Origin of the sequence: Pseudomonas sp. YNh (genome assembly GCF_037993085.1) — a bacterium.
In the GTDB taxonomy this organism is placed as follows: Bacteria; Pseudomonadota; Gammaproteobacteria; order Pseudomonadales; family Pseudomonadaceae; genus Aquipseudomonas; species Aquipseudomonas putida.
Window position 1 is genome coordinate 20,609 of record NZ_JBBMRJ010000041.1, and the last position, 18,222, is coordinate 38,830.

The following is an 18,222-nucleotide window of genomic DNA, read 5'->3' on the forward strand; positions in this document are numbered from 1 at the left end:
TTGGCGTCCATGTAGTATAACTACAAGAAAGCTACAACCCGGCCAGTCGATCATAACCGAGTCCAGCCCGTGAATCTGTTGCAACATATCGCCCAATCGCGCCACCTGCTGCGCAAATCGGAACTCAAAGTGGCCGACCACGTGCTGCTCGACCCGGCTGCGGTCATGCACAGCTCGATGGCCGACCTGGCGCACAGCGTGGGTATCAGTGAACCGACGATCGTGCGTTTCTGCCGGGCGATCGGTTGCTCGGGCTTCCAGGACCTGAAATTGAAACTGGCGCAGAGCCTGGCCGCCGGGGCCAGTTTTGGCCAGTTCGCCATTCATGAAGACGACTCGGTTGCCGACTACAGCCTGAAGATTTTCGACACCACCCTGCACACGTTGATGGAAGTGCGCGAGCACCTCGACCCGCATGCGCTGCAACAGGCCGTGAGCGCCATGGCCCAGGCGCAGCGTGTGGAGTTCTATGGCTTTGGTGCATCCGGCGCGGTTGCGGCGGACGCCCAGCACAAGTTCTTCCGCCTGCTGCTCAGTGCGGCCGCGTATTCCGACCCGCACATGCAGGCGATGTCGGCAGTAACCTTGAGGCCTGGCGATGTGGCGGTGTGCATTTCCCAGTCGGGCCGTTCCAAGGACCTGCTGATCACCGCCAACCTGGTGCGTGAGAGCGGTGCCAACCTGATTACCCTGTGCCCAAGCCAGACGCCGCTGGCCGAGCTGTCGACCGTGAACCTGGCGATAGACGTGCATGAAGACACCGAAATCTACACCCCGCTGACCTCGCGTATCGCTCACCTGGTGGTAATCGACGTGTTGGCCATGGGCGTCGCCATGGCGCGCGGCCCGAGCCTGGTCAACCACCTGAAAAGCGTGAAGCGCAGCTTGCGCAGCCTGCGTTTGTCGCCCAAGTCGATCAAGGCTACAGATGACTGAATTCAACCTGTAGCGGCCTCTTCGCGGGCTTGCCCGCTTCCAGAGCAATTGCACCGAATCAAAAAGGTGCACAGTACCTGTGGGAGCGGGCAAGCCCGCGAAGAGGCCGCTACAGGCAGTAAAAATTCACGATTCTGTCACCATCCCACAGCCAAACCGTAAACCTTCAAGGCCAGTCTGAAACTCCCGCATCCTATCTGGGAGACAGGCAATGGCACGTGACCACGACGGTATCTACCAACCCAACGCCAAAGCTCGCAAGCAGCAGGAAAAAGATCAGCGCCGCATGGAATACCGCCGCGCGATCGAGGTGTATTGCGACCAACGTCAACTGCTGCGCGACCTGGTGGATTATCCCGAGTTGCAAGCACTCACAGTGTGGCAGTCTTCAGCGGCAACTTCCCAGAAAAACGCTCAACAAGCGCGCTGATCAGCGCACGTTCGCTGCGGATGAACGCCAGAAACGCCAAGGCCACCGGCGACTGCCGCTTGGCCTTGGACTGCACCACGCACCAGCTGCGGTACAGCGGCAGCTCTTCCACCGGTAACTCCTTCAGCGCACCGGTGGCCAGCTCCAGGTTGACCGCATGGCGCGTCAGCAGGGCAATCCCCAGGCCGGCGATGACGCACTCGCGCTGGGCATCGGCCGAGGCCACCTCCAGGGTCTGGGTGAAATGCACGCGCTTGTCCTTGAAATACTCCTCGCAGGCCTTGCGCGTACCTGAGCCTTGTTCGCGTACCAGCAGGGTATGAGGCTCCAGGTCCTGAAGGCGCAGCTGGTCCAGCTTGCACAGCGGGTGCTCGGGCGGTGCCACCGCGATGATCGGGTTGTTGAGGAACGGCAGAAATTCCAGGCCCATGTCCTGCGGCACCATCGACATGATGATGATGTCGTCGCGGTTATCCGAAAGGCGGCGGATGGCCTGGGCGCGATTGACCACCGTCAGGGTCAGGTTGACCTCCGGGTGACGCTGCTTGAAGGCGGCGAACAGGTGTGGCACGAAGTACTTGGCGCTGGACTCGATCGCCAGTTTGAGCTGCCCCTGCAGTGAGCCCTGCATGTCCGACAGCTGCATGTCCAGGCTCTCGAGGCGCCCGAAGATGTCGCGGCTGGCGCGTTGCAGGGCTTCGGCCGCTTCGGTCAGGTAGAGCTTCTTGCCCACGTACTCGAACAGCGGCTGGCCGATCAGCTCTTCGAGCTGGCGGATCTGTAGACTAACGGCGGGTTGTGTCAGCGACATCTCCTCCGCCGCACGGCTGTACGAGCGTAAATCGCACACCTCGTTGAGGATCTGCAATTGACGCAAAGTCATACGCATCAATGACTTACGCATTTTTACCCGCCCATCGGCAACACCTTGTAACTGCACTATAAGCTTTTACTAATGTTGCCTCTAACAAATATTGATTTTTGTTTATCGAACCACAGCGCTAGGGTGAATACGCGACTGGCCAGCAACGCCTGGCCACGCGCCGACCGGTAGAACCGGCTCGACTGTTCCTACGGCTTTGGGAAGACTCCAGTGATAAAAAAAATCCTGATCGCCAACCGAGGTGAAATCGCAGTTCGGATCGTGCGTGCCTGCGCCGAGATGGGCATACGCTCGGTAGCGATCTATTCCGACGCCGATCGGCACGCATTGCACGTCAAGCGCGCCGACGAAGCCCACAGCATTGGTGCCGAGCCGCTGGCCGGTTACCTGAACCCGCGCAAGCTGGTGAACCTGGCTGTGGAAACCGGCTGTGATGCCCTGCACCCGGGCTACGGCTTCCTGTCGGAAAACGCTGAACTGGCAGAGATCTGCGCCGAGCGCGGGATCAAGTTCATCGGCCCCGCCGCAAACGTCATTCGCGGCATGGGCGACAAGACCGAAGCGCGCCGCACCATGATTGCCGCCGGTGTGCCGGTAACCCCGGGCACCGAAGGCAACGTTGCCGATATTCATGAAGCCCTGAGCGAAGGTGAGCGCATCGGTTACCCGGTGATGCTCAAGGCCACCTCCGGTGGCGGCGGCCGCGGTATTCGCCGTTGCAACAGCCGCGAAGAGCTGGAACAGAACTTCCCACGGGTGATTTCCGAGGCCACCAAGGCCTTTGGTTCGGCCGAAGTGTTCCTGGAAAAGTGCATCGTCAACCCCAAGCATATCGAGGCACAGATCCTCGGTGACAGCTTCGGCAACGTGGTGCACCTGTTCGAGCGCGATTGCTCGATCCAGCGCCGTAACCAGAAGCTCATCGAAATTGCTCCAAGCCCCCAGCTCACGCCCGAGCAGCGCGCCTACATCGGCGACCTGGCGGTACGTGCGGCCAAGGCGGTGAACTACGAGAACGCCGGCACCGTGGAGTTCCTGCTCGCCGATGGCGAGGTGTACTTCATGGAAATGAACACCCGGGTGCAGGTGGAGCACACCATCACCGAGGAAATCACCGGTATCGACATTGTCCGTGAGCAGATTCGCATCGCCTCGGGCCTGCCGCTGTCGGTGAAGCAGGAAGACATCCAGCACCGCGGCTACGCGTTGCAGTTCCGCATCAACGCGGAAGACCCGAAGAACAACTTCCTGCCCAGCTTCGGCAAGATCACCCGTTACTACGCCCCCGGCGGCCCGGGTGTTCGTACCGATACAGCGATCTACACCGGCTACACCATTCCGCCCTTCTACGACTCCATGTGCCTGAAACTGGTGGTGTGGGCGTTGACCTGGGAAGAGGCCATGGACCGCGGCCTGCGAGCCCTGGATGACATGCGCGTGCAAGGGGTGAAGACCACCGCCGCGTACTACCAGGAAATCCTGCGCAACCCGGAATTCCGTAGCGGGCAGTTCAATACCAGCTTCGTCGAAAGCCACCCTGAGCTGACCAACTACTCGATCAAGCGCAAACCCGAAGAGCTGGCCCTGGCCATCGCCGCCGCCATCGCCGCCCACGCAGGCCTGTGAGGAAACCTATAATGTCCAAGAAAATTCACGTAACCGACACGATCCTGCGCGACGCCCACCAGTCCCTGCTGGCCACCCGCATGCGTACCGAAGACATGCTGCCGATCTGCGACAAGCTCGACAAAGTCGGCTACTGGTCGCTGGAAGTCTGGGGCGGCGCCACCTTCGACGCCTGCGTGCGCTTCCTCAAGGAAGACCCATGGGAGCGCCTGCGCAAGCTGCGTGCAGCCTTGCCCAACACCCGCCTGCAAATGCTGCTGCGCGGTCAGAACCTGCTGGGCTACCGCCACTACAGCGACGACGTGGTCAAGGCCTTTGTCGCCAAGGCTGCGGTAAACGGCATCGATGTGTTCCGCATCTTCGACGCCATGAACGACGTGCGTAACCTGCGCGTGGCCATCGAAGCGGTCAAGGCCGCCGGCAAGCACGCCCAGGGCACCATCGCCTACACGGTCAGCCCTGTGCACACCATCGATGCCTTTGTTGCCCAGGCCAAGCAGATGGAAGCCATGGGTTGCGACTCGGTGGCAATCAAGGACATGGCCGGCCTGCTGACCCCATTCGCCGCTGGTGAACTGGTCAAGGCGCTGAAGGCCGAGCAGTCGCTGCCGGTGTTCATCCACTCCCACGACACTGCCGGCCTGGCCGCCATGTGCCAGCTGAAAGCGGTGGAAAACGGCGCCGACCACATCGACACCGCAATCTCCAGCTTCGCCTGGGGCACCAGCCACCCGGGTACCGAGTCGATGGTTGCTGCGCTCAAGGGCAGCGAGTTCGACACCGGCCTGGACCTGGAGCTGCTGCAGGAAATCGGCTTGTACTTCTACGCCGTGCGCAAGAAGTACCACCAGTTCGAAAGCGAGTTCACGGCCGTGGACACCCGCGTGCAGGTCAACCAGGTGCCGGGCGGCATGATTTCCAACCTGGCCAACCAGCTGAAAGAGCAGGGCGCGCTCAACCGCATGAACGAAGTGCTGGCAGAGATCCCGCGTGTGCGTGAAGACCTCGGCTTCCCGCCGCTGGTGACGCCGACCTCGCAGATCGTCGGTACCCAGGCGTTCTTCAACGTGCTGGCCGGCGAGCGCTACAAGACCATCACCAACGAAGTGAAGCTGTACCTGCAAGGCGGTTACGGCAAGGCCCCGGGTGTGGTCAACGAGCAGCTGCGCCGCCAGGCCATCGGCAGCGAAGAAGTGATCGACGTGCGCCCGGCCGACCTGCTGAAGCCGGAGATGACCAAGCTGCGTGCCGACATCGGTGCCTTGGCCCGTTGCGAAGAAGACGTGCTGACGTTCGCCATGTTCCCGGACATTGGCCGCAAGTTCCTCGAAGAGCGCGAAGCCGGCACCCTTACCCCGGAAGCGTTGTTGCCAATTCCAGAGGCTGGCGCCGTTTCTGCGCCAGGCGGTGAAGGCGTCCCGACCGAGTTTGTCATCGACGTGCACGGCGAAACCTACCGTGTCGACATTACTGGCGTTGGCGTGAAGGCCGAAGGCAAGCGCCACTTCTACCTGTCGATCGACGGCATGCCGGAAGAAGTGGTGTTCGAGCCACTCAACGAGTTCGTCGGCGGCGGCAGCAAGCGCAAGCAAGCCACCGACCCAGGCCACGTCAGCACCAACATGCCAGGCAACATCGTCGATGTACTGGTCAAGGAAGGTGACGTGGTCAAGGCTGGCCAGGCCGTGCTGATCACCGAAGCCATGAAGATGGAAACCGAAGTGCAGGCGGCCATCGCCGGCAAGGTCGTGGCTATCCATGTGGCCAAGGGCGATCGCGTGACGCCGGGTGAGATCCTGATCGAGATCGAAGGCTGAGATAAGCCTTCATCTACAAGCGGTTAACCTCTGGGGAGCGGATGCTCCCCTTTTTTTGTGCTGGATTTGCCGGCCTCTTCGCGGGTAAACCCGCTCCCACAGGATTTCCACAAGCCTTGAGGTCAGTGGTGAACCTGTGGGAGCGGGTTTAACCGCGAAGAGGCCAGCTGATCAGCCACATTTGTCAGCTTTTACGGCATGCCTCAAGCGTTTCTACCTGGCCTCCCGGCTGCTGGTTTTCCTCGCTCAACCACCGTTCGAACCCCGCAGCCACTGCTGGCCATTCATCATCGGTGATCGAATACCACGCCGTATCGCGGTTGTGGTCCTTCACCACCAAGTGCTTGCGGAACACCCCTTCGTAGACGAAGCCGAACCGTTGCGCCGCGCGCTTGGAGCGCGCGTTGGCGTTGTTGCACTTCCACTCCAGCCGGCGGTTGCCCAGTTCGAAGCCCAGCTTGCCCAGCAGGTACACCGCCTCGGTGCCCTTGGGTGTGCGCTGCATGGCGGCGCCGAAGGCGATGTGGCCGATTTCGATGCGGCCGTGGTCGGGCACGATCGACATCAGGCTGAGAATGCCCTGGGCCTGGCCGCTGGGGCGGTCGATGACGGTGTAGAACAGCGGGTCGCGCCCCGCGGCGTTGCCCTCCAGCCAACGGTCGAAGGCAGCACGTTCGGCGAACGGGCCATAGGGCAGGTAGTCCCACAGCGCCGGGTCGGCGGTTGGGCCTTGCAGCACTTCCCAGAGGTCGTCGCCATGGCGCGCCGTGTCGAGCTTTTCCAGGCGGATGAAGCGGCCGTCAATAGGCTCGGCCTCGGGCGTTGCAGCGGGTTTCCAGTTCAATACGTCTGTCATGTTCGGCCTACAAGCCTTTGCGGAATTGAATGAAGCCCGAGCGCTCGGCAACCTGCTGATACAGGCTGATGGCGGTGGCATTGGTTTCGTGGGTCAGCCAGTGCACCTTGATGCAGTTGTCGGCCTTGGCTGTGGTGTAGACGTGCTCGATCAGCTGGCGACCAATGCCCAGGCCACGTTGCGAGCTGTCCACGTACAGGTCCTGAAGGTAGCAGGAGTTTTCGATGCTCCAGTTGGAACGATGGTAGATGAAGTTGACCATCCCCACCGCCTTGCCATCGACCCAGGCCAGTGCCGAATGGGTCGGCTCACGTGGGTCGAGCAGGCGCTGCCAGGTGCTGAGGCTGACTTCATCGGCCAACTCGGTTTCATAGAAGTGCAGGTAGGCCTGCCACAGGGCGAGCCAGGCGGCATGGTCTTGGGCGTTGACGGGGCGCAGGGTAACGCTGGGCATGGGCTATTCCTTCACAGTTGGCGCATGTGCGCCGCGAGTTGGTTGTCCAGTTGATCAGGGCTGGCGCTCAGGCCTTCACGCACGCCGGAGATGTCTTGCGCGGAGCGGTTCTGGCTGAGCTTGCGCGCACCTTGCAGGCGGGCGATGGGCAGACGGATACCGACGATGGCGCGGAGCATGCCGTCGATGTAATCAGCCGGGGCATCGGCGACGCTCCATGGTTCGTTGCGGCCTTGTTCGTGGCGCTCGGTCAGGCGGCTGACGATAGTCAGTAACGTTGCTGCGTCGTGGATCACCTCCGCCGGGCCATAGGCGTGTACGGCCAGGTAGTTCCAGGTCGGCACGACCTTGGGGTTATCGGCTTTGCTTGGGTAGTAGCCGGGGCTGACATAGGCATCGGCGCCGGGGAAGACCAGCAGGGCTTCGCCACCTTGTGCCAGGTCCTGCCATTGGCGGTTGGCCCGTGCCAGGTGCGCATAGACGGTGCCAAACTCGCCTTCGCCCGTGTCGAGCAGTACCGGCAGGTGTGTGGCCAACAAGCCTTGCTCCCCTTGGCTGACCAGCACGGCCAGGCGGGTGTCGAGCATGTGCTGGTGCAGGCGGCCGAGGTCGTGCTCCTGGTGGGGTTTGCTGTTGTACATGCTCGGTTTCCTTGTGCAATGGTGCCATCCTAGGCAGGCTATTGGTTCTGGGTAAGAGCCATTACTGCCTGTTTTGATAGGTCCAATGCCATGAGCGATAACCCCCTCGTCTTGCCTTTCGACCCTTCCGGAATCGCCTTGGACCGCCGCCGCGGGCTCAGCCAGCAGCTGTACCAGGCGCTGCGCGCGCGAGTGCTGGACGGCCGTTTGAGCAGCGGTACCCGGCTGCCGGCCACCCGCGAGTTGGCCACCATGCTGTTGCTGTCACGCAACAGCGTGGTGCGGGCTTATGACCAGTTGTACGCCGAGGGCTACATCGAAAGCCGGGTAGGCGATGGCACCTATGTAAGCCGGCTACCAAAACTATCCACACAAGTATCCACAGGGTTATCCCATGGGTTATCAACAGACTTATCCACATTTCCAGTAAAAGACACTGAGGATTTATCCAGCAACCGACGTTCCAGCGGGGCTTTTCAGCGGCTGAAAACCAACCATTTGCCGCCGCCAAGAAGCGGCCAGCCGCGTGCTTTTCGCGTCGGTATTCCCGCATTCGACCTGTTCCCGTTTGACGTCTGGGCCAAGCTGCAGGCGGGTTTCTGGCGTAATCCCAGCCCCGCACAACTGGGTTATGGCGACCCTGCGGGCGAGCCGATGCTGCGCGAACTGATCGCTGCCTACTTGCGTCGCTCGCGTGGGCTGAGTTGCATGGCTGAACAAATTGTGATCACCAGTGGTGCACAGCAGGCCATCAGCCTTTGTGCACAGTTGCTGTTGCAACCTGGCGACGGTGTGGCTGTGGAAAACCCGGGGTATCGGGCGGCTGGCCATGCTTTCGCACTGGCGGGTGGCCGAGTGCTTGGCGTACCGGTGGATGAAGAGGGGATGGACTGCGGCCGGCTCGGTCAGTTGGAGGATTGCCGGCTGGCCTACGTGACGCCTGCTCACCAATACCCGACCGGGGTAACCATGAGCCTGGCGCGTCGCCTGGAACTGCTGGCCTGGGCTGACCGCAACGATGGCTGGATCATCGAGGACGACTACGACGGCGAGTACCGGTACAGCGGCGCGCCTTTGGCTCCGTTGGCGGCACTCGACCGGCACGGGCGGGTACTGTACGTCGGCACCTTCGGCAAGATTGCCTTCCCGGCGCTGCGCCTGGGCTATCTGGTACTCCCACCGCAGTTGGCGCAGGCGTTCAGCCAGGGCAAGGCGCTTGCGGTACGACATTCTGAGGTCAGCAACCAATGCGTGATGGCTGAGTTCATCGCCCGCGGGCACTTTCAGCGGCATATCCGGCGCATGCGCAAGGCAGCGTTGAGCCGACGCAATGTGCTCAAGGCAGGCTGGCCTGTGGATATTCCAGGTTTGGGCGCCATGCCGGCAGTGGCGGCCGGGCTGCACGTGAAGGTTGATGTGGATAACTTTGCGCGGGAGCAGGCACTGGTGGCCAAGGCTGAAGCGGTGGGTGTGGAGGTTACGCCGCTGAGTAATTTCTGGTTGGCGGACAGCGAGGTGCCTGTGGATAAGCGGGCAGGGCTGGTGCTGGGCTTTGCAGCGGTTCCGGAGGTGGAGATTGCCGAGGCGCTGATGAAACTGCGCAAGGCCTGGAGAAGGTGAATGGGGCCGCTGTGCGGCCCTTCGCGGGCGCGCCCGCTCCCACAGAGTCCGCGTGGCATGCGAGCAATGTGGGAGCGGGCATGCCCGCGAAGCAGGCGACTCAGGTGCCGGACTTGATCCGCGTCCAGGCCCGGGTCCTGGCACGCTCGGCATCCCGCGCAAGGGGCTTGAGGGTATACAGCTTGGCCATCGCCTCCGCCGTCGGGTACAGGTTGGGGTTGTTGCGAATCGCCGGGTTCACCTTGCCGGTCGCATCCTTGTTCGGGTTGGGGTACCCGACAAAGTCGCTGATCGGCGCAATCACCTCTGGCCGCAGCAGGTAATTGATGAACGTATGGGCATCTTCCGGGTTGGCCGCATTCTTCGGAATCGCCAGCATGTCGAACCAGATCGGCGCGCCTTCCTTGGGCAGGCGCATGTCCACTACCACGTCGTTCTTGGCTTCGCGGGCGCGGTTGGCGGCCTGTGAGAAGCTGCCGCTGTAGCCCACCGCCACGCAGATATCGCCATTGGCGATGTCTGCCATGTACTTCGAGGAGTGGAAGTAGGTGATGTACGGGCGAATCTTCAGCATCAGTGCCTCAGCCTTCTTGTAGTCGGCCGGTTTGTCACTGTTCGGTGGCAAGCCCAGGTACTGCAGGGCCAGCGGCAGAATTTCCGAAGGCGAGTCGAGCAGGGCCACGCCGCACTGCTTGAGCTTGGCGATGTTCTCTTCCTTGAAGATCAGGTCCCAGCTGTCTACCGGCGCATTGTCGCCGAGCGCCGCCTTGACCTTGGCCGGGTTGAAGCCGATCAGCACGGTGCCGTACATGTACGGCACCGCAAACTTGTTGCCCGGGTCGTTGGCCTCGATCAGCTTCATCAGTGCCGGGTCCAGGTGTTGCCAGTTCGGCAGCTTGCTGCGGTCCAGCGGCTGGAATACCCCGGCCTCGATCTGCTTGGCGAGGAACACGTTGGACGGCACCACCACGTCATAGCCGGAGTTGCCGGTGAGCAGCTTGGCCTCCAGCGCTTCGTTGGTGTCGAAGATGTCGTAGATCAGTTTGACGCCGCTGTCCTTCTGGAAGTCGGTCAAGGTCTGCGGGGTGATGTAATCGAACCAGTTATACACACGCAAGGTGCGCTGCTCGGCCTGGGCTTGCAGGGCACCGGTGAACAGGGTGGCAGCGATGAACGGGGCGAGCAGACGCTTGAGTCGGACCATTACCGGGCTCCTGGCTGGGCGCGCTGGAAGCCTTCCAGCACATTGACCGCGTTGATACCGATTTCTTCCACAGCGTAGCCGCCTTCCATCACGAACAGGGTCGGCTTGCCGAGCTGGGCGATGCGCTTGCCCATTTCCAGGTAATCGGGGCTGTCGAGCTTGAACTGGGAGATGGGGTCGTCCTTGAAGGTGTCCACGCCCAGCGAAATGACCAGTACATCGGCGTCATAGCGGGCGATGCGCTGGCAGGCGTCTTCCAGGGCGGCGTTCCAGGCGGCCCAATCGCTACCGGCCGGCAATGGGTAATTGATGTTGCAGCCCTCGCCGGCACCCTCGCCGGTTTCGTCTGCATAACCGAGGAAGAACGGAAATTCATCCTGTGGGTCACCGTGGATCGAGGCGAAGAACACGTCGTCGCGGCTGTAGAAGATGTCCTGGGTGCCGTTGCCGTGGTGGTAGTCGACGTCGAGGATGGCGACTTTGCGCTTGCCCTGGTCGAGGAACGCCTGAGCGGCGATGGCAGCGTTGTTCAGGTAGCAGTAGCCGCCCATCACTTCACCTGCGGCGTGGTGCCCTGGCGGACGGCACAGCGCGAACGCCGAATGGGCGCCTTGCTGGATTGCTGCCTGGGCGGTAAGGGCGACTTGGGCAGCGCTGTAGGCCGCTTGCCAGGTGCCAGCGGTGATCGGCGCACCGGCATCGAAGCTGTAATAGCCCAGCTCACCGTGCAGGCCAGTGGGTTTTACCTGGCGCAGGGTGCGAGCAGGCCAGGTGAACGGCAGCAGGTCGCCTTCCTGGCCCAGTGCAGCCCAGCGGGCCCAGGCGCCTTCGAAGAAGTTCAGGTAGTCGGCGCTGTGGATGCGCAGCAACGGCGCACGGCCGAAGTCGGTCGGGCCCTGGACGTCGCCGAGGTTGCGCTTTTTCACCTGGTCGAGCACATGGTCGGCGCGCGAAGGCATTTCGAAGCAGGGCATCAGCTTGCCGTCGATCAGCTCGCAGCGGCCATGGTGCAGGCGGTGGTCATCGGAATAGATCGTCAGCATTGTTGTTCTCCGGTGGGTACTGGCGTGGGTCCATTGTCAGCGGCGGGTCAGTAGCGGAGAACGACGCAAATGGCCAAAAGGGGATCGATGTGGCCAAGGTTGATTAGCCTGTGCTGGCCCTATCGCCGGCAAGCCAGCTCCCACAAGTACCGCACAGGCCTTGAATGCAGCGCAGTACCTGTGGGAGCCGGCTTGCCGGCGATAGGGCCGGAACAGGTCAACCGCGGAAGTGGCTGGGCGCCACACCGCTCCAGCGCTGGAAGGCATGGCGGAAACTGGCCGTCTCGCTGAACCCCAACGTTTCGGCAATACGGTAGATGGGCATCTGCTCATCGGCCAGCAACTGCTTGGCGCGCTCGAACCTGAGCTCGTCCAGCAGCTGTTGATAACTGCTGCCCAGCGCCTGCAAATGCCGGCGCAAGGTGCGCGAGGAGCAGTTCATCTGCCGTGCCAGGCCTTCCAGCCCAGGCGCGGCATCCAGTTGCTGTGCCAGCAGCTGGCGAATCCGCCCCAGCCAGGCCTGACGGCCGGTGAACTCAAGGTTCAGGCGCCGGCAGCGCTCGCTCATGGCTTGGTGGGTAATCGGGTCGGCCAGCGGCAGGGGCGTATCCAGCCAGCGCCGCTCGAAGGCAAAGGCATTGTCCTCGGCGGCGAAACCGACGGGGCACTGGAATGCACCGGCATAGCGCGCGTGATAGCCGGGCCGTGGGTGCTCGAAGCGGGCGGCCAGCAATGGTAGCGTGCGGCCAAGCAGGTCGTCGCAAATGACTTTCAGCGACACCATGCAGAATTCTGCGTTGAAAGCGCTCAGCGCCGGGCTGTCGTGGTAATCGCTGGCGCTGAACCAGACCCGCTGGCCATCGTCGATCAACCGCAGCTTGAAGACTGTTCCCAGCAGTGCCGGATATTGCAGCGCCAGGCGCAAGGCGTCACCCAAAGTGGCACTGGAGAGCAGGGCGTAACCCAGCATGCCGTAGCACGACACGTGCATGCGGCGGCCCAGTTCCAGGCCGATGTCCTCGCGCCGGGCTACGGCGTTGGCGCACACCTGCAGTTCCTGCTGGGTGGTGATGCGTGCATCGGCGTGCCCCAGGTCTGCCGGGCCAATGCCGCTGCCGGCCAGCAGCGCCGAAGCCTCGCAACCGTCTGCCTGGAAGACGTTGAGGATCAGCGAAACTGCGTTGAGGGTGGTCAGGTGGCTGTGCAGCATGCTGGGTAATCCCGGGGGGCTGGGACGCATTATGGAGCAAGTTGTGTGCCGATATCCCGGTGCCGCTTGCGACCCCACCATCTCTCAGGCAAAAAAAAAGGCCCGAAGCAATCGCTCGGGCCTTGAAAGGTTGAGAGGTGTCTAGTCCCTTAACCTGGTGAGACTGTTTGCAGCGGCCGGGTTACGCCTTCAGCGGAACCAGACGTGGAGCGATCATGTTTTCCGGACGCAGGATGTCGTTGAGCATCTCTTCATCCAGCAGCTTCTCTTCGCGCACCAGTTCCAGTACGCCGCGGCCGGTTTCCAGGGCAACGCGGGCGATACGGGTGGCGTTTTCGTAGCCGATGTACGGGTTCAGGGCGGTGACCAGGCCGATCGAGTGTTCGACCAGTTCACGGCAGCGCTGTTCGTTGGCAGTGATGCCGACGATGCAGTGCTCGCGCAGCATGTCCATGGCGCGTTGCAGCAGGCGGATCGAGTCGAAGATCTTGTAGGCGATCAGCGGCTCCATCACGTTCAGCTGCAGCTGGCCACCTTCGGCGGCGACGGTCAGGGCCAGGTCGTTGCCCATGATGGCGAAGGCGACTTGGTTGACGGCTTCCGGGATAACCGGGTTGACCTTGCCTGGCATGATCGAGCTGCCTGGCTGACGCGCTGGCAGGTTGATCTCGTTGATGCCGGTGCGCGGGCCGCTGGACAGCAGGCGCAGGTCGTTGCAGATCTTCGACAGCTTGACCGCGGTACGCTTGAGCATGCCGGAGAACAGCACGAAGGCGCCCATGTCGGAGGTGGCTTCGATCAGGTCGGCAGCCGGTACCAGCGGCTGGCCGCTGATGGTTGCCAGGCGCTGTACGGCGAGCATCTGGTAGCCCGGGTCGGCGTTGATGCCGGTACCAATGGCAGTACCACCCAGGTTGATTTCGGTCAGCAGCTCAGGCGCCAGCGAACGCAGACGGTTGAGGTCTTCGGTCATGGTGGTGGCGAAGGCGCGGAATTCCTGGCCCAGGGTCATCGGCACGGCGTCCTGCAGCTGGGTACGGCCCATCTTCAGTACGTGGTCGAACTCTTTACCTTTGGCAGCGAAGGCCTGGATCAGGCTGTCGAGGCTGGCCAGCAGGGCATCGTGACCCAGCAGCAGGCCCAGACGGATAGCGGTCGGGTAGGCGTCGTTGGTCGACTGCGCCATGTTCACATCGTTGTTCGGGTGCAGGTACTGGTACTCACCCTTCTGGTGGCCCATGGCCTCCAGCGCGATGTTGGCGATGACTTCGTTGGCGTTCATGTTGGTAGAAGTACCAGCACCGCCTTGAATCATGTCCACCACGAACTGCTCGTGGTAGTCGCCCTTGATCAGTCGTGCGCAGGCTGCGCTGATCGCGGCGTGCTTGGCATCGCTCAAGTGCCCCAGCTCACGGTTGGCGTCAGCAGCTGCCTGCTTGACCATCGCCAGGCCGACTACCAGTTTCGGGTAGTGCGACAGCGGAACGCCGGAGAGGTGGAAGTTGTTGGCAGCGCGCAGGGTCTGGATGCCGTAGTAGGCATCAGCAGGAACTTCAAGGGTACCCAACAGATCTTTTTCGACGCGGAACGATGCAGCGGAGGACATGATGTATATCATCTCGATATTGACCCGGCACATGCCGGAATGGCGCCAATCCTAGGCCTGAAGGTGATTTTGCGGCCAATGCTGTTGCACGCTAACCTATGCACAAACGGCATAGTGTTTCATGTGACGCCAATTGACATTCGAGCGTGTTCCATTTTGGTGCACGCCGGGAGATGTGCTTCGTGAACCTTGAAAGCAAATGGCTGGAAGATTTCAGTGCGCTGGCTTCTACCCGCAGTTTTTCCCAGGCCGCAGAGCGGCGTTTCGTCACCCAACCGGCCTTCAGCCGGCGTATTCGCAGCCTCGAAGCGGCGTTGGGGCTGCAACTGGTGAATCGTTCCCGCACGCCCATCGAACTGACAGAGGCCGGCCAGCTTTTTCTCGTCACGGCGCGCACTGTTGTCGACCAGTTAAGCGAAATTCTCCGCCATTTGCATCATCTTGAGGGCGGGCAGGGCGAGGTGGTGCAGGTGGCTGCGGCACACTCCCTGGCGTCGGGCTTCTTCCCCCGGTGGGTGGCCCAGTTGCGCAACGACGGTTTGAACATCGCCACCCGCCTGGTTGCGACTAACGTCGGAGATGCCGTGCATGCATTACGTGAAGGTGGCTGCGACCTGATGCTGGCCTTCTATGACCCGGACGCGGCCCTGCAGATGGATGCCGAGATCTTCCCGTCGTTGCACATGGGCAACACCGAAATGTTGCCGGTGTGCGCCGTGGATGGCGAGGGCAAGCCGTTGTTCGACCTGGAAGGTGAGGGCAGCGTGCCGTTGTTGGCCTATACCGCTGGCGCCTTCCTGGGCCGGTCGGTCAATTTGCTGCTGCGCCAGCGCAACCTGCGCTATACCACGGTCTATGAAACCGCCATGGCCGACAGCCTCAAGAGCATGGCGCTTGAGGGCATGGGTATTGCCTGGGTACCGCGCCTGTCGATGCGTGGCGAGCTGGAACGGGGCGAGCTGGCCGTCTGCGGCGGCAGCCAGTGGCACGTGCCACTGGAAATTCGCCTGTACCGCTGCGCCCTGGTGCGCAAGGCCAACGTCAGGCTGTTGTGGCGCAAGCTCGAGGGTACGGCCACGGTTGACCCAAAAGTCAGCCAAAGCCCCGAAAAATAAGGCCCGACAGTTGGTCGCCGGGGTGCCTTAAACGCACCACCTTACGGTATACTGCGCGGCCTTTCGACCGGATGCGTCCGGTCCAGATCAGCAAACAAGCCACGCCGGTCGTCCCGCGTGGCTTGTTGTTTTTTGACGCGCCCGCGGGCGCACAAGCGAAGAGGCTCGACGATGAGTGCACTGGTTGGCGTGATCATGGGCTCCAAGTCCGATTGGTCCACCCTTAGCCACACCGCCGATATGCTGGAAAAACTCGGCATTCCCTACGAAGTGAAGGTGGTTTCTGCCCACCGCACCCCGGATCTGCTGTTCCAGTATGCCGAGGAGGCCGAAGGCCGCGGCATCGAGGTGATCATCGCCGGTGCCGGTGGCGCAGCCCACCTGCCAGGCATGTGCGCCGCCAAGACCCACCTGCCGGTGCTGGGCGTGCCGGTGCAGTCGTCGATGCTGTCGGGTGTCGATTCGCTGCTGTCGATCGTGCAGATGCCAGCCGGCGTGCCGGTTGCCACGCTGGCCATCGGCCGTGCCGGTGCGATCAACGCTGCGCTGCTGTCGGCCAGCATCCTGGGCGCCAAGTACCCGCAGTACCACGCGGCGCTCAAGCAGTTCCGCACGGAACAGACCGACACTGTGCTGGACAACCCAGACCCGCGCCAGGCTTGAGGCTCAACCCATGAAGATCGGTGTAATCGGTGGCGGCCAGCTGGGCCGCATGCTGGCCCTGGCGGGCACCCCGCTGGGCATGAACTTCGCTTTCCTCGACCCGGCACCGGACGCTTGTGCCGCGCCGTTGGGCGAGCACCTGCGTGCCGACTACGGCGACCAGGACCACCTGCGCCAGCTGGCCGACGAAGTCGACCTGGTCACCTTCGAGTTCGAAAGCGTCCCGGCCGAGACCGTGGCCTTCCTCTCGCAGTTCGTGCCGGTGTACCCCAGCGCCGAAGCGCTGCGCATCGCCCGCGACCGTCTGTTTGAAAAGAGCATGTTCCGCGACCTGGGTATCCCGACCCCGGCCTTCGCCGACATCCTCTCCCAGGCAGACCTGGACGCTGCGGTAGCCAGCATCGGCCTGCCGGCCGTGCTGAAAACCCGCACCCTGGGTTACGACGGCAAGGGCCAGAAGGTGCTGCGCACGCCAGAAGACGTGGTAGGCACCTTCGCCGAGCTGGGCAGCGTGCCGTGCCTGCTGGAAGGCTTCGTACCGTTTACCGGCGAAGTGTCGCTGGTGGCCGTGCGTGCCCGTGATGGCGAAACCCGCTTTTACCCGCTGGTGCACAACACCCACGAAAGCGGCATCCTGCGCCTGTCGGTTGCCAGCCAGGCGCACCCGCTGCAGGCCCTGGCCGAAGACTACGTGGGCCGTGTGCTGCAGAAGCTGGACTACGTCGGCGTCATGGCCTTCGAGTTCTTCGAGGTTGACGGTGGCCTGAAGGCCAACGAAATCGCCCCGCGCGTGCACAATTCCGGGCACTGGACCATTGAAGGCGCCGAGTGCAGCCAGTTCGAGAACCACCTGCGCGCCGTTGCCGGCCTGCCGCTGGGCTCGACCGCCAAGGTGGGCGAGAGCGCGATGCTCAACTTCATCGGTGAAGTGCCGGCCGTGGACAAGGTTGTCGCCATCGGCGACTGCCACCTGCACCACTACGGCAAGGCCTTCAAGGTCGGCCGCAAGGTTGGCCACGCCACCCTGCGCTGCCATGACATGGCCACCCTCGAGCGCAAGATTGCCGAAGTAGAGGCTCTGATCAGCAACTGATCGGGCTGTAAATCGAACTTCTGCAAGCGGCTTGCCCTCTGAACATGGCAACAAGCCAAAGCCCGTCTAGGCTTTGGCTTGTTCCATATTCACTGCAGAGGGATTGCCATGGGCATCATTGGAACCATCTTCATCGGCCTCATCGTCGGCCTGCTGGCCCGCTTCATCAAGCCGGGCGACGACAGCATGGGCTGGATCATGACCATCCTGCTGGGCATCGCCGGCTCCTTGTTGGCTACTTATGGCGGCCAGGCCCTGGGCATCTACCAGGCCGGGCAGGCGGCGGGCTTCCTTGGCGCGCTGGTCGGCGCCGTGGTCCTTCTGGTGATCTACGGATTCATCAAGAAACGCTGAATACTGGTTAGAATGCCCGGCAATTCATTCGAGTTGCCGAGCATTGCCATGCGAGCCTTTTTCCTCGTCCCCCTATTGTTGGCCAGTACCCTGGCCCATGCCGAATTGCCTGAAACCGACTGGCTGGAGCTGATGCCCAAGTCGGACCAGAAGGCGCTCGAGCAAATGCCCGAAATCGACCACAACTCGCCGGAAGCCATGGGCACCTTTACCGACAAGGGCGGGCTGAAGCAGAGCAAGGGCCTGCCAGCGGTGATGTATTCGACCAAGACCGTGGCGGCCATGAACGGCAAGGACATTCGCCTGGGCGGCTACCCGGTGCCACTGGAAAGCGACGCCAAGGGCAACAGCACGCTGTTCTTCCTGGTGCCTTACCCAGGCGCGTGCATCCATGTGCCGCCTCCGCCGCCCAACCAGCTGGTGCTGGTGCGCTACCCGAAAGGGTTGAAGATCGATGATATCTACACACCGCTGTGGGTCAGCGGCAAGCTGAAGGTGGAAAAGGTCAGCAATGACCTGGCCGATGCGGCCTATGCGCTGGATGCGGGGAAGGTGAGGGTGGTGGAAGACGCAGACCTCTGACACCTGGCCCGGCCTCTTCGCGGGCTTGCCCGCTTGTATGGTTAGACTTGAAGGGGTGGTGGGACTAAATGCCCGATTCTGACTGTTCA

The 18,222-nt window shown here is 62.3% G+C and carries 18 protein-coding genes; 10 read left to right on the forward strand and 8 right to left on the reverse strand.

What is annotated here, in order from left to right; all coding sequences use genetic code 11:
• The first annotated feature begins 69 nt into the window (after positions 1-69).
• Positions 70-936 carry a transcriptional regulator HexR gene (gene hexR, locus WF331_RS27030; RefSeq protein ID WP_016489869.1) on the forward strand — a complete coding sequence of 289 codons (867 nt, stop codon included), beginning with the start codon at positions 70-72 and terminating at the stop codon, positions 934-936.
• A gap of 211 nt (positions 937-1,147) precedes the next feature.
• Positions 1,148-1,366, forward strand: a complete 219-nt coding sequence (locus tag WF331_RS27035; RefSeq protein ID WP_340623491.1) for a PA3496 family putative envelope integrity protein — start codon at positions 1,148-1,150, stop codon at positions 1,364-1,366.
• On the opposite strand, the gene WF331_RS27040 is transcribed toward WF331_RS27035, so the two are convergent.
• Positions 1,308-2,270: a LysR family transcriptional regulator gene (locus WF331_RS27040; protein ID WP_340623492.1), complete on the reverse strand. Its 963-nt coding sequence runs from the start codon at positions 2,268-2,270 to the stop codon at positions 1,308-1,310. The genes WF331_RS27035 and WF331_RS27040 overlap by 59 nt on opposite strands.
• A gap of 189 nt (positions 2,271-2,459) precedes the next feature.
• On the opposite strand from WF331_RS27040, the gene WF331_RS27045 reads away from it, so the two are divergent.
• Together WF331_RS27045 and oadA are read left to right on the forward strand one after the other, a co-directional pair.
• Entirely contained in the window at positions 2,460-3,875 is a 1,416-nt protein-coding gene (locus WF331_RS27045) for an acetyl-CoA carboxylase biotin carboxylase subunit (protein ID WP_016502270.1), read from the forward strand.
• A gap of 11 nt (positions 3,876-3,886) precedes the next feature.
• Positions 3,887-5,692, forward strand: a complete 1,806-nt coding sequence (oadA, locus tag WF331_RS27050) for a sodium-extruding oxaloacetate decarboxylase subunit alpha (protein ID WP_016502269.1) — start codon at positions 3,887-3,889, stop codon at positions 5,690-5,692.
• Positions 5,693-5,876: 184 nt separating this feature from the next.
• Here oadA and WF331_RS27055 read toward each other — a convergent pair whose 3' ends face one another.
• The 3 genes from WF331_RS27055 to WF331_RS27065 are packed head-to-tail and all read right to left on the reverse strand — an operon-like array spanning position 5,877 to position 7,643.
• Positions 5,877-6,548 carry a GNAT family N-acetyltransferase gene (locus tag WF331_RS27055; RefSeq protein ID WP_049273955.1) on the reverse strand — a complete coding sequence of 224 codons (672 nt, stop codon included), beginning with the start codon at positions 6,546-6,548 and terminating at the stop codon, positions 5,877-5,879.
• A gap of 7 nt (positions 6,549-6,555) precedes the next feature.
• Positions 6,556-7,002: a GNAT family N-acetyltransferase gene (locus WF331_RS27060; protein WP_016502267.1), complete on the reverse strand. Its 447-nt coding sequence runs from the start codon at positions 7,000-7,002 to the stop codon at positions 6,556-6,558.
• An 11-nt stretch (positions 7,003-7,013) separates the two neighbouring features.
• Positions 7,014-7,643 (reverse strand): FMN-binding negative transcriptional regulator, encoded by a 630-nt coding sequence (locus WF331_RS27065; protein ID WP_340623493.1) that lies wholly within the window; start codon positions 7,641-7,643, stop codon positions 7,014-7,016.
• Between the two features lie 90 nt (positions 7,644-7,733).
• Between WF331_RS27065 and pdxR the strand changes: the two genes are divergently transcribed.
• Positions 7,734-9,263, forward strand: a complete 1,530-nt coding sequence (gene pdxR, locus WF331_RS27070) for a MocR-like pyridoxine biosynthesis transcription factor PdxR (RefSeq protein WP_340623494.1) — start codon at positions 7,734-7,736, stop codon at positions 9,261-9,263.
• A gap of 100 nt (positions 9,264-9,363) precedes the next feature.
• Here the strand turns inward: pdxR and WF331_RS27075 are convergent, their stop codons facing one another.
• From WF331_RS27075 to aspA, 4 genes are all read right to left on the reverse strand, one after another.
• Positions 9,364-10,467, reverse strand: coding sequence for a polyamine ABC transporter substrate-binding protein (locus tag WF331_RS27075; protein ID WP_340623495.1), 1,104 nt, complete (start codon positions 10,465-10,467; stop codon positions 9,364-9,366).
• The gene (locus tag WF331_RS27080) at positions 10,467-11,510 is read right to left on the reverse strand and encodes a histone deacetylase family protein (RefSeq protein WP_197897394.1); all 1,044 of its coding nucleotides are present in this window, start codon (positions 11,508-11,510) and stop codon (positions 10,467-10,469) included. Before WF331_RS27080 ends, WF331_RS27075 begins: the two co-directional genes overlap by 1 nt.
• 217 nt (positions 11,511-11,727) lie before the next feature.
• Positions 11,728-12,720 carry an AraC family transcriptional regulator gene (locus WF331_RS27085; protein ID WP_016502262.1) on the reverse strand — a complete coding sequence of 331 codons (993 nt, stop codon included), beginning with the start codon at positions 12,718-12,720 and terminating at the stop codon, positions 11,728-11,730.
• Between the two features lie 181 nt (positions 12,721-12,901).
• Complete coding sequence (aspA, locus tag WF331_RS27090) at positions 12,902-14,326, reverse strand: aspartate ammonia-lyase (protein ID WP_041168153.1); 1,425 nt, start codon at positions 14,324-14,326, stop codon at positions 12,902-12,904.
• Between the two features lie 182 nt (positions 14,327-14,508).
• Here aspA and WF331_RS27095 point away from each other — a divergent pair, with 182 nt between their 5' ends.
• The 5 genes from WF331_RS27095 (at position 14,509) to WF331_RS27115 (ending at position 18,133) form a co-directional block, all read left to right on the forward strand.
• Entirely contained in the window at positions 14,509-15,441 is a 933-nt protein-coding gene (locus WF331_RS27095) for a LysR substrate-binding domain-containing protein (protein ID WP_162471777.1), read from the forward strand.
• A 171-nt stretch (positions 15,442-15,612) separates the two neighbouring features.
• Positions 15,613-16,104, forward strand: a complete 492-nt coding sequence (gene purE, locus WF331_RS27100) for a 5-(carboxyamino)imidazole ribonucleotide mutase (protein ID WP_016489856.1) — start codon at positions 15,613-15,615, stop codon at positions 16,102-16,104.
• A gap of 10 nt (positions 16,105-16,114) precedes the next feature.
• Positions 16,115-17,197 carry a 5-(carboxyamino)imidazole ribonucleotide synthase gene (locus WF331_RS27105; protein WP_016502259.1) on the forward strand — a complete coding sequence of 361 codons (1,083 nt, stop codon included), beginning with the start codon at positions 16,115-16,117 and terminating at the stop codon, positions 17,195-17,197.
• Between the two features lie 108 nt (positions 17,198-17,305).
• Complete coding sequence (locus tag WF331_RS27110; RefSeq protein ID WP_003253308.1) at positions 17,306-17,551, forward strand: GlsB/YeaQ/YmgE family stress response membrane protein; 246 nt, start codon at positions 17,306-17,308, stop codon at positions 17,549-17,551.
• A gap of 48 nt (positions 17,552-17,599) precedes the next feature.
• On the forward strand, positions 17,600-18,133 hold the full coding sequence (locus tag WF331_RS27115) for a DUF3299 domain-containing protein (RefSeq protein WP_161775560.1): 534 nt from the start codon (positions 17,600-17,602) through the stop codon (positions 18,131-18,133).
• Positions 18,134-18,222 lie beyond the last annotated feature (89 nt).

What these genes read in the sequence shown, in the direction of transcription:
- oadA (WP_016502269.1), top strand. Translation starts at nt 3,887, where the DNA reads ATGTCCAAGAAAATTCACGTAACCGACACGATCCTGCGCGACGCCCAC.
- WF331_RS27035 (WP_340623491.1), top strand. Translation starts at nt 1,148, where the DNA reads ATGGCACGTGACCACGACGGTATCTACCAACCCAACGCCAAAGCTCGC.
- WF331_RS27065 (WP_340623493.1), bottom strand. Translation starts at nt 7,643, where the DNA reads ATGTACAACAGCAAACCCCACCAGGAGCACGACCTCGGCCGCCTGCAC.
- pdxR (WP_340623494.1), top strand. Translation starts at nt 7,734, where the DNA reads ATGAGCGATAACCCCCTCGTCTTGCCTTTCGACCCTTCCGGAATCGCC.
- aspA (WP_041168153.1), bottom strand. Translation starts at nt 14,326, where the DNA reads ATGTCCTCCGCTGCATCGTTCCGCGTCGAAAAAGATCTGTTGGGTACC.
- WF331_RS27080 (WP_197897394.1), bottom strand. Translation starts at nt 11,510, where the DNA reads ATGCTGACGATCTATTCCGATGACCACCGCCTGCACCATGGCCGCTGC.
- WF331_RS27115 (WP_161775560.1), top strand. Translation starts at nt 17,600, where the DNA reads ATGCGAGCCTTTTTCCTCGTCCCCCTATTGTTGGCCAGTACCCTGGCC.
- WF331_RS27110 (WP_003253308.1), top strand. Translation starts at nt 17,306, where the DNA reads ATGGGCATCATTGGAACCATCTTCATCGGCCTCATCGTCGGCCTGCTG.
- purE (WP_016489856.1), top strand. Translation starts at nt 15,613, where the DNA reads ATGAGTGCACTGGTTGGCGTGATCATGGGCTCCAAGTCCGATTGGTCC.
- WF331_RS27060 (WP_016502267.1), bottom strand. Translation starts at nt 7,002, where the DNA reads ATGCCCAGCGTTACCCTGCGCCCCGTCAACGCCCAAGACCATGCCGCC.
- WF331_RS27075 (WP_340623495.1), bottom strand. Translation starts at nt 10,467, where the DNA reads ATGGTCCGACTCAAGCGTCTGCTCGCCCCGTTCATCGCTGCCACCCTG.
- WF331_RS27105 (WP_016502259.1), top strand. Translation starts at nt 16,115, where the DNA reads ATGAAGATCGGTGTAATCGGTGGCGGCCAGCTGGGCCGCATGCTGGCC.
- WF331_RS27040 (WP_340623492.1), bottom strand. Translation starts at nt 2,270, where the DNA reads ATGCGTAAGTCATTGATGCGTATGACTTTGCGTCAATTGCAGATCCTC.
- WF331_RS27055 (WP_049273955.1), bottom strand. Translation starts at nt 6,548, where the DNA reads ATGACAGACGTATTGAACTGGAAACCCGCTGCAACGCCCGAGGCCGAG.
- WF331_RS27085 (WP_016502262.1), bottom strand. Translation starts at nt 12,720, where the DNA reads ATGCTGCACAGCCACCTGACCACCCTCAACGCAGTTTCGCTGATCCTC.